1 pseudogene is annotated in these 11,522 nt (G+C 74.7%); it reads right to left on the bottom strand.

The annotated features are described in order from the left end of the window. Positions 1-97: 97 nt before the first annotated feature. Positions 98-11,518 (bottom strand): annotated as a pseudogene (locus tag ACSHWO_RS13180) (type I polyketide synthase); the annotation flags it as partial. Between the last annotated feature and the right edge of the window lie 4 nt (positions 11,519-11,522).

Here is an 11,522-nt window from a genome sequence, read left to right on the forward strand (position 1 = left end):
CACCGAAAACCGTTGCGGACGGGCGAACTACATGCCCTTGACGGATTTGCGGAAAGAATAGTTTTGTGCCCTGGACGGATTTCATCTCCGAGGCACATCAACGGACGCTGAGCGAGTCGAGCCAGCGCCGCAGGTGCGCGGCGGTCTCCGCCGCCCGCTCTTCGATGATCGAGAAGTGGTCTCCCTCGACGTGGTCGACCGGCCCGCGGTGTTGCCAGTCGGGGACGGGGGCGACGTCTGCGAAGCTGCTCAGCGTCGTGGTGGCCCGCAGGTTCAGCGTCGGCGCGGCGATCGGATCGGCCCCGCGCTCGGGGAACATCCGCACGTAGCCACCCATGGCGACCAAGCCGTGGTCGTCGACGGGGGTCAGTGCGTTGTCCCGGGACAGGATCTGCCCCAGCGCGTCGGTGAGCACGCGGCGGTTGAGTTCGAGGTCGTCCGGGGCGTAGGTGTCGATCATCGCGACGCCCGCGAGCTCGCCGCCGCCGTCTTCGAGCCGCCTGGCGACCGCATGGGCGATCGCGCCGCCGGCCGAATAGCCGACGAGTGCCACCGGGCCCCGACCGAGTTCCGGCGCGACGGCCGCGGCGAGGCTTTCGATCGCCGCCGCCCAGGTCGCCGGCAGGTCGTCACCCGCGCCCATGCCGGGCAGCCGCACCGCGCTGACCTGCCGCTCGCCGCCCAGTTCGCGGGCCAGGCGGGCGAACTGGTGCGTGCCCGATCCCGTCAGGAACGAGGGGATGCAGATCAGTGCCGGCGCCGCGGCGCCGCGCGCCAGGAGCTGCACGGCCGGGCGCCGTGCGGCGGCCTCGTCGACGCCGTACGTGGTCATCAGGGCCGAGCTCGCGGTCAGCAGGGGCATCGCGCCCGCCAGGTCCCCGCGGTGGTGCGCCGCCGACACCAGGTCGGTGATCGTGCCGCGCACGCCGGTCGGTGTCTGCTCGACCACGGCGGTGTCGGATTCCTCGAGCTGCGACAGCACCAGCTTCGCCACGTCGGCGGCGGTCGGGTGGTCGAAGATCAGCGTCGACGACAGCGTCAGCCCGGTCAGCTGTGCGAGCCGGTTGCGGAATTCGACGGCGCCGAGGGAGTCGAAACCGAGCTCGGTGAACGGCGCGTGCGGGTCGATCGCGTCGCCGGACAGGTGGCCGAGGACCGCCGAGGCGGCGTTGCGCACCTCCCGCAGGACCACGGCGTCGCGGTCGGCGTCGGGCAGTGCGGCCAGCTGCTGCACCAGGCTGGGGCCCGTGCCCGCGGCAGCCGGGGGGACGGTGACCATGTCGCGCAGTACCGCGGGCAGGGTGCCGCCGCGTGCCAGGTCGGTGAGCGCCGCCGTGTCGAGGAGTGCCGTCACCGGTGTCGCCCGGTCGGTCGCGAGTGCGTTCTCGAACAGCGCCATCCCGGAATCCGCGTCGATCGGGACCAGGCCCAGCCTGGCCCGGATCTGGCGGACGTACTGCTCGGCACCGTCCCCGCTGAGCGCCCCCGCCATGCCGACGGTCCACAGGCCCCAGGCCAGCGAGTGCGCGGGCAGGCCCGCACTGCGCCGCAGGCGTGCCAGCGCGTCCAGTGCACCGTTCGCGGCCGCGTAGTTGCCCTGTCCCTGTCCGCCGAGCAACGGCGCCGCGGACGAGAACATCACGAACGCCGACAGGTCCAGGTCGCGGGTCAGCTCGTGCAGGTGCCAGGCGGCGTCGACCTTCGGCGCCAGCACCCTCGTCGTCTGCGCGCTGGTCAGGGTGTCGAGCGTGCCGTCGTCCAGGACGCCCGCCGCGTGGATGACGGCGGTCAGCGGGGCGTCGGCGTCGATGCCGGCCAGCAGGGCCTGGACCGCGGAGCGTTCGGTGACGTCGCAGGCCACGACCTGGACGTGGGCGCCGAGACAGGTCAGCTCGGCGGCCAGTTCGGCGGCGCCGTCCGCGACGGCACCGCGCCGCGACACCAGCAGCAGCCGTCGTGCGCCGTGCGCGGCGACCAGGTGCCGGGCGACGATCGCGCCGATGCCGCCGGTGCCGCCGGTGATGAGCACGGTGCCGTGGTCGAACGACAGCGGCGCGCCCGGTTCGGTGGCGGGCAGCGACTTCAGGCGCGGTGCCAGGAGCCGGCCCCCGCGCACGGCGAGGTGCGGTTCGTCCTGGGCCACGGCGTCGGCGAGCGCCTTGACGGACAGGGCGTCGCCGTCGTGGTCGATGAGCAGGAAGCGGCCCGGGTGCTCGGACTGTGCGCTGCGCACCAGGCCCGCCACGGCGGCTCCGACCAGATCGGGTTCCTCGCCGGGCAGTCCGGCGGCGGTGCGCGTCACGATCGCGAGCCGGCCGGGGTGATCGGCGGCCATCCAGTCCTGCAACAGTGCGAGCGTCGTCAGCACGCCGGCGTGTACGTCCGTCGGGCCGGCGCCGGTTCCGCGGGGCGCCGACCACGCCACCGTGTCGGGAACGTCCCGCAGCGCGGCGAGTTCCGCGAGATCGGCACAGTGTGCCGGGGGCTCGGGGGCCTCGACGGTCGCCGGGTCGCCGAGCACGACGACGCGCCCTGCGCCCGCCCTGGCGGCGGCGGGCACGGCGACCCACTCGACGTCGAACAACGGTGCCGCGCCGCGCAGCCGGGCCAGCACCTGCTGCCCCATCGGGCGGACCCGCACCGACTCGATGCTGAGCACGGGGGCACCCGTCGCGTCGACCGCGTCCACGCGCAGGGTGTCCGGTGCGGTGCGGGCGATGCGGACGCGCAGGGCACCAGCGCCGGCCCGGGCCAGCTGCACGCCGTCGAAGGCGAAGGGCAGGGGCACCCGGCCGTCGGGCGCGCCCTCGGCGAGGTGGTCGGCGGCCGCGTGGAACACCGCGTCCAGCAGTGCCGGGTGCAGGACGAAGGCGGTGGCGCGCGCCGCGGTGTCGGTGTCGAGCGCCAGGTCGGCGAAGACTTCGTCGCCGCGCGACCAGGCGGCGCGAACGCCCTGGAACACCGGGCCGTACCCGAAGCCGAGGTCGCCGAGCGCGCGGTACAGCTGCGGCCCGTCGACCGGGGCGCCCGCGACCGGAGGCCACGCCTTGGACCAGCCCGGCGCCGCGACCGGCGCGGCGGGCGCGAGCACGCCGTGGGCGTGCAGCACCCAGGCGTCGGCGGCGCGGGCGTGGACGGCCACGGTCCGGTGTCCGTCGGCGTCGGGTTCGCCCACGGCGAGCTGAAGGTCCGCGGCGCCGTCGGCGGCGAGGACCAGCGGGTCGGCGAGCACCAGTTCCGCCAGGCGCGGCACGCCGAGCCGGGCACCGGCGGTCAGGGCCAGTTCCACGAATCCGGTACCCGGCATCACGACCGTGCCGAGGACGGCGTGGTCGGCGAGCCACGGGTGCGTGCGCAGCGAGAGCCTGCCGGTGAACAGCCACTCGTCCTTGCCGGCGAGCTGCACCTGGGAGTGCAGCAGCGGATGGTCGACGGAGTCGGCACCGGCGAGCGGCGCCGTGGCCTCGGCGGGCCGGAGCCAGAACCGCTCGTGCTGGAAGGGGTAGGTGGGCAGGGTGATCCGTGCCTGCGGCCGGGCTCCGAAGTACGCCGCCCACCGTACCGGCTGGCCCGCGCAGTGCGCGGTGGCCAGCGCGCTGGCCAGCTGCTCCGGTTCGGCGACCGTGCGGCGTGATCCCGCGACCACCGTGGCGCGCGCTTCGGGGTCCGCCGCCAGGGTGGCGCGGGTCATGGTGGTCAGCACCGCGTCCGGGCCCAGCTCGACGAACAGGCGCACGCCCGAATCGAGCAGGGACCGCACCGCCGGAGCGAAGCGCACTGCCTCGCGCACCTGCCGCACCCAGTACTCGGGCGTACGCGTCGCATCGTCGGCGAACGCGCCGGACACCGTGGAGCACAGGGGTATGCGCGGCTCGTGGTACGTCAGGCCCGCGGCGATCTCCGCGAAGTCGGCCAGCATCGGATCCATCGAGGCGGAGTGGAACGCGTGGCTCACCCGCAGCCTGCTGGTCTTGACGCCCTCGGCCACCAGCCGCGACTCGAGAGCCGACACCGCCCCGGTGTCCCCGGAGAGGACCACCGCGTCGGGAGCGTTCACGGCGGCCAGCGAGACCGCACCGGACGACGCCGGATCGGCAGCGGCCGCCGCCAGCAGCTCCAGGGCCCGCTCTTCCGACACGGCCGCGGCCAGCATGCTCCCGCCCGTCGGCAGTGCCCCCATCAGCCGGCCCCGGGCCGCGACGAGTCGGCAGGCGTCCGGCAGCGACCACATCCCGGCCACGTAGGCCGCGGCCAGTTCGCCGATCGAGTGCCCGGCCACCGCGTCCGGCGTCACGCCGAACGACTCGACGAGGCGGTACGTCGCGACCTCGAACGCGAACAGCGCGGGCTGGGTGTACTCGGTGCGGTCCAGCAGGTTGTCGGCGGTCGGGCCGAACATCACCTCCCGCAGCGGATGCTCCAGGTGTGCGTCGAATTCCGCGCACACCTCGTCGAGCGCGGCGGCGAAAGCCGGGAACTCCCGGTACAGGCCCGCGCCCATCCCGGTCCGCTGCGCGCCCTGACCGGTGAACAGGAACGCCGTGGTGCCCGTCCGGCCCGTGCCGCCTGCGATGCCCGGTCCCGGCTCGTCGGCTGCCAGGCGCGCCAGTGCCGCCAGCAGCGCCTCCCGGTCCGGGCCCACGACGGCGGCGCGCTGCTCGAGCTGCGCGCGGTGCAGCGCGAGCGTCACCGCGACGTCGCTCAGGTCGAGCTCCGGACGTTCGTGCAGCGCGTCGTGCAGACGGTGCGCCTGGGCCCGCAGCGCGGCGGGCGTCCGCGCGGACAGCAGCAGCGGCACGGCTTCCGGGCTCGGCGGGGCGACCGGTCGCGGCGCGACCGCGGGCGCCTCCTCGAGGATCACGTGCGCGTTGGTCCCGCTGATCCCGAACGACGACACTCCCGCCCGGCGGGGACGCTCCCCGACCGGCCAGGGCTCGGCCTCGGTGAGGATCCGTACCGCGCCCGCCGACCAGTCCACGTGCGGCGACGGCTCGTCCACGTGCAAGGTGGCCGGCAGCACCTCGTGCCGCAGCGCCTGCACCATCTTGATCACACCGCCGACGCCGGCAGCCGCCTGCGCGTGCCCGATGTTCGACTTCAGCGAGCCGATGCGCAGCGGCTCGGCGCGCTCCTGTCCGTAGGTGTTGATCAGCGCCTGCGCCTCGATCGGGTCGCCCAGCGTGGTGCCGGTGCCGTGCGCCTCCACCGCGTCCACCTCGGTCGCGGCCACCCCGGCGTTGGCCAGGGCCTGCGCGATCACCCGCTCCTGGGACGGACCGTTCGGTGCGGTCAGGCCGTTGCTGGCACCGTCCTGGTTGATCGCGCTACCGCGGATCACGGCCAGGACCGGGCGGCCGTTGCGCTGCGCGTCGGACAGCCGCTCGAGGGCGAGCACGCCGACGCCCTCGGCCCACGAGACACCGTCCGCATCGCTCGAGAACGCCCTGCAGCGCCCGTCGGGTGACAGCGCCCGCTGCCGGGAGAACTCCACGAACAGCAGCGGGGTCGACATGACCGTCACGCCGCCGACCAGGGTCAGCGAGGTCTCCCCGGCGCGCAGTGCCTGCACCGCCAGGTGCAGGGCCACCAGCGACGACGAACACGCCGTGTCCACCGTCACCGCGGGTCCTTCCAGGCCGAGGGTGTAGGAGACCCGGCCGGAGACGACGCTGCCGGCCGAGCCGGTCGCCAGGTAGCCTTCCGCGGCGCCGTCGGCGGCCTCGCGCGCCGTGTAGCCGTAGTCCTGGTACATGACGCCCGCGTACATTCCGGTGTCGCTGCCCCGCAGGGAGGTCGGATCGATGCCGGCGTCCTCGAGCGCTTCCCAGGACGCTTCGAGCATCAAGCGCTGCTGCGGGTCCATCGCCGCCGCCTCACGGGGCCCGATGCCGAAGAAGGCGGCGTCGAAATCGCCTGCGGCGTGCAGGAATCCGCCTTCGCGGGTGTAGATCTTGCCGGACTTGCCGGGGTCGGCGTCGTACAGGCCGTCGAGGTCCCAGCCGCGGTCGCCCGGGATCGGGGTGATCGCGTCGACGCGCCCGGTGATCAGTTCCCAGAGCTGGTCGGGGTTCTCGACGCCGCCGGGGTAGCGGCAGCTCATGCCGACGATCGCGATCGGCTCGTCGGCCCCGGCCCTGGCCGTGGCGCGGGTCGCGGCGGGGCGCGGTCGCTGCGGGGCCGAACCGTCGACCCGGGTACGCAGGAAGCCCGCGACGGCGGCAGCGGTCGGATAGTCGAACACCAGCGTGGACGGGAGCTCGACACCCGTGGCGGCGGTCACCCGGTTGCGGAACTCGATTCCGCCGAGCGAGTCGAAGCCCAGGGCCGTGAACGGGGTTTCGGGGTCGATGGCGTCGGCCGACTCGTGCCCGAGGACCGCGGCGGCGATCGCGCGGACCTCGGTGCGGATCAGCGCCTCCCACTGGTCGGCGGGGGCGTCGAGCAGCCGCTGGCGCAGCGGGCTGTCGGCGACCCGGCCGCGCGCCACCGGTACGTGGATCAGGCCGCGCAGCAGCGCGGGCAGCGTGCCGAGCCGGCCCAGCGCGGTGAGGGAGGGCGTGTCGAGCAGCGCGGTCATCAGCATCGGTTCGCCGGTGCTCAACGCGTCGTCGAACATCTGCATGCCCGTGTCCGGCTCGATCGGGGACAGGCCGAGGCGCGTGCGGATCTGACGCGCCAGGTGTTCGCCGCCCTGGTCGTTCAACGCCTCGGCCATGCCGAGCTTCCACAGCCCCCAGGCCAGCGAGTGCGCGGGCAGGCCGGCGCTGCGCCGGGCTTGGGCGAGCGCGTCCAGCGCCGCGTTCGCGGCGGCGTAGTTGCCCTGGCCCTGTCCACCGAGCAGCGGTCCGGCGGAGGAGAACAGCACGAACGCCGACAGGTCCAGGTCGCGGGTGAGCTCGTGCAGGTGCCAGGCGGCATCGACCTTCGGGGCGAGCACCCGGTCCACCTGCTCGGCGGTCAGGGTCTCGATGGTGCCGTCCTCGGACACGCCCGCGGTGTGCACGACGGCGGTCACCGGTTCGTGCGCCGGTACGGATTCCAGCAGGGCCGCGACCGCGGCGCGGTCGCTGACGTCGCAGGCGGCGACGCGCACCGCGGCGCCCAGCCCGGTCAGCTCGGCGACCAGCTCCGCGGCACCCGGCGCGGCGGAGCCGCGGCGCGAGACGAGCAGCAGGCTGCGCACGCCGTGTCGGGTGACCAGGTGGCGGGCGGTGACGGCGCCCAGTCCGCCGGCGCCGCCGGTGATCAGGACCGTGCCGTCACCGAAGTGCCCGGCGGCCGGTTCGGCGGGGGTCGCGCGCACCAGCCGGGGTGCCAGCGTGGCGCCGGAGCGGATCGCGAGCTGCGGTTCGTCCATGGCGGCCGCGGCGGCGATCCGCTGGTGCAGGTCCGCGGGGTCGCTGCCGTCGACGTCGATGGCGACGTCGACCTGCACGATGCGGCCCGGATGTTCCGATTGCGCGCTGCGCACCAGGCCGCGCACTGCCGCTGCCGCGGGATCCGGCGTCTCACCGGGCAGCCCTGCTCCCCCACGGGTCAGCACGACCAGCGTCGAGTCGGCGCAGTTCGGTTCGGCGAGCCATTCGCGCAGCACCGCGAGGGCGTCGTGCACGGCGGTGCGGATGGCCGCGGGGACGTCGTCGCCGTCCGCCGGCGCCGTTTCGGGCGACCAGACGACAGCGGCGCCCGGGTGGCCCCCGCCCGTCGCCAACGCCGCGACGTCGTCGAACGTCCGGGTGCAGCCCGCGACGGGCCGGCCCAGTGCCACCAGGGGCCGGTCCGACACCGCGGGTGCCGTCACCGGCTTCCAGTCGAGGGCGTGGAGCGGGCTGCGGGCACCGGCGAGGGCGCTCGCGTCCGCGGGGCGGGCGAGCACGGCGTCGATGGACAGCACGGCGGCGCCGTTGGCATCGCAGGCGTCGATGCGCACCTTCTCGGTGCCCGAACGGATGATGCGGGCGCGGACCGCGGTGGCGCCGCGGCGGAACATGCGGACGCCGCCGAAGGAGAACGGGAGCGGCAGCCTGCCGTCGGGCAGGTCCTGGGCGAGTACGTCGATGGCGGCGTGGAACACCGCGTCCAGGAGCGCCGGATGCACGCCGAAGCCGGCCGCCCGGCCCGCTGTCGTCTCGTCCAGGGCCACGTCGGCGAACACCTCGTCGCCGCTGGTCCATGCGGCCCGTACGGCCTGGAAGCCCGGGCCGTAGCCGAATCCCAGGTCGGCGAGCCGGTCGTACAGACGCGTGCCGTCGAGGGGCGTGCCGTCGGCCGGCGGCCAGTCGGCGTCGGTCCAGGTCGGCGCCACGCCGTCGGCGGGGGCGAGGGTGCCGGTGGCGTGCAGCGTCCAGTCCGGCTCGCCCGGGTCGGCCACCGCGGTGCCGCTGGCGGCACGCGAGTGGATCGACAGGCGTCGGCGGCCGGTGTGGTCGGGCTCGGTCACCGAGACCTGCACGTCCACGGGAGCGGCGCCGTCGAACAGCAGCGGCGTCGACAGGACGAGTTCGTCCACGACGGGAAGGTCCAGGCGGTTGCCCGCGGCCAGCGCGAGGTCGACGAAGCCGGTGCCGGGCAGGAGCACCGTCCCGAAGGCCGTGTGGTCGGAGATCCACGGCTGGTCGGTGGTGGAGAGCCTGCCGCTGAAGAGCCATTCGTCGCGGCCGGCGAGCGGCGCGGCGACGCGCAGCATCGGGTGATCGAGCGCGCTGAGACCCGCGCGGCCCATGTCACCGGGGGCGTCGTCGTCGGGCTGGACCCAGTAACGGCGGTGCTGGAAGGCGTAGACGGGCAGGTCGAGGTGGGTGACCGGCCTTCGTGCCGACAGCGTCGCCCAGTCGACGGCAACGCCCGCGCAGTGGGCGGCGGCGAGCAACCGCAGGAACTGCTCGGCCTCGTCGACGCCGCGCCGTGACGCCGCCGCGACCAGCGAGCCGGACGCCACCTCGTCGATCATCTGGCGGGTCAGCGCCGTCAGCACCGCGCCCGGGCCCACCTCGACGAACCGGCGCACGCCGGCGTCGACGAGGGACTGCACCGCCGGGGCGAACCGCACGGCCTCGCGCACCTGCCGCACCCAGTACTGCGGCGTCAGCAGCTCCGGACCGGCCGGTGCACCGGACAGCGTCGAGCACACGCCGATGCGCGGCGTCCGGTACTCCACCGACCCGGCGACCTGCTCGTACTCGGCGAGCATCGGCTCCATCAGCGCCGAGTGGAAGGCGTGGCTGACCGTCAGCCGGGTCGTCTTGACGCCCTCGGCCGCCAGCCGGTCCTCCAGTGCGGCGACCGCCGCCGTCCCGCCCGAGAACACCACCGCAGCGGGCGCGTTCACGGCCGCCAGCGAGACCGTCCCCGCCGCGGTCAGCTCCAGCGCCCGCTCCTCCGACACCGCGGCGGCGAGCATCGCTCCCCCGGTCGGCAGCGCGCCCATCAGCCGGCCGCGGGCGGCGACGAGGCGGCACGCGTCGGCCAGCGACCACACCCCGGCCACATGGGCCGCGGCCAGCTCACCGATCGAATGCCCGACCACCACGTCGGGGGTCACGCCGAAGGACTCCAGGAGGCGGTACAGCGCCACCTCGAACGCGAACAGCGCGGGCTGCGTGAATTCCGTCCGGTCGAGCAGGGCCGTGCGCTCGGTGTCGTCGACGCCGTTCCCGGCGTCACCGTTCCCCCCGAACATGACCTCGCGCAGCGATATCCCCAGCAGGGCGTCGAATTCCGCGCAGACCTCGTCGAGGACGGCGGCGAACACCGGGAACGCGGTGGCCAACCCGGCTCCCATGCCCACGCGTTGCGCGCCCTGCCCGGTGAACAGGAAGGCCGTCTCGCCGGTGGCGGCGACACCCGACACGACGTGCGCGGACGCCGAACCCGCGGCCAGGGCCGCCAGGCCGGCGAGCCGACCGGCCCGGTCGGCGCCGAGCACCGCGCCGCGTCGGCCCAGCTGGGCGCGGGCACCGGCCAGGACGGCAGCGACGTCGGCGTCATCCGCCTCGGGGTGGTCGGCGAGCCAGGCCAGCAGTCGGCTCGCCTGTGCCTGGAGCGCGGCCTGCGACTTGGCCGAGAGCAACCACGGTGCCGGCAGCGCCGGTGCGCCCGGCTCCGTCTGCCGTACGGCGCCGTCCGGTCCCGCCACCGGATCGGCGTCGCGGTCGCGGTCGCGCGGAGCCTCTTCGAGGATCACGTGGGCGTTGGTCCCGCTGATTCCGAAGGACGACACGCCCGCGCGGCGCGGACGGTCGAGCTCGGGCCACTGCTGGGCCCGCGTCAGCAGTTCCACCGCACCCGCCGACCAGTCGACCTCGGGGGTCGGCTCGTCCACGTGCAGGGTCGAGGGCATGACCCCGTTGCGCATCGCCATGACCATCTTGATCACGCCGGCGACGCCCGCCGCGGCCTGCGTGTGACCGATGTTCGACTTGACGGAGCCCAGCCGCAACGGGTTGTCGTCCCCGCGGGCCTGGCCGTACGTGGCCAGCAGCGCCTGCGCCTCGATCGGGTCGCCCAGGCGCGTACCCGTACCGTGCGCCTCCACGGCGTCCACCTCGGACGCCGGCACCCGCGCGTTGGCGAGCGCAGCCCGGATGACCCGCTCCTGTGAGGGCCCGTTCGGCGCGGTCAGCTGGCTGCTCGCACCGTCCTGGTTCACCGCGGTACCGCGGACCACCGCCAGCACCTGGTGCCCGTTGCGCTCCGCGTCCGACAGCCGCTCCAGCACCAGCACGCCCACGCCCTCGGCCCAGCCCGTACCGTCCGCCGACGAGGAGAACGCCCTGCACCGCCCGTCCGGCGACAGCCCGCGCTGCCGGGAGAACTCCACGAACGTGCCCGGCGTCGCCATCACCGTCACACCACCGGCGAGCGCCATCGAGCACTCGCCCTGACGCAGCGACTGGGCGGCGAGGTGGAGCGCGACGAGCGAGGACGAGCACGCGGTGTCGACCGTCACCGCCGGCCCCTCCAGGCCGAAGGTGTACGACAGACGACCCGACGCGACGCTGCCCGCGCTGCCGGTCAGCATGTAGCCCTCGAAACCCTCGGGCGCGTGGGGGCGGGAGCCGTAGTCGTCGTACATGACGCCCATGTACACGCCCGTACGGGTGCCCCTCAGCGCGGTCGGGTCGATGCCCGCGTGTTCGAAGGCCTCCCAGCCGGTCTCCAGCAGCAACCGCTGCTGGGGGTCCATCGCCGCCGCCTCGCGGGGGCCGATGCCGAAGAACTCGGCGTCGAACCCGTCCGCCCCGTACAGGAAGCCGCCTTCGCGGGTGTACGAGGTCCCGAGGTGGTCGGGGTCCGGGTGGTACAGGTTCTCCAGGTCCCAGCCGCGGCCCTCCGGGAAGGGACCGACCGCGTCACGTTCGGCGCTCAGCAGCTCCCACAGGTCGTCCGGGGAGGCGATACCGCCCGGGAGCCGGCAGGCCATGCCCACGATCGCGATCGGCTCGTGCGCGCGGTCCTCCAGGTCCTGCACGCGCTGGCGGCTCTCCCGCAGGTCGACCGTCGCCCGCTTGAGGTAGTCGCGG

This window comes from Streptomyces pallidus (ex Mingjun et al. 2026) (assembly GCF_051550185.1).
GTDB lineage: Bacteria > Actinomycetota > Actinomycetes > Streptomycetales > Streptomycetaceae > Streptomyces.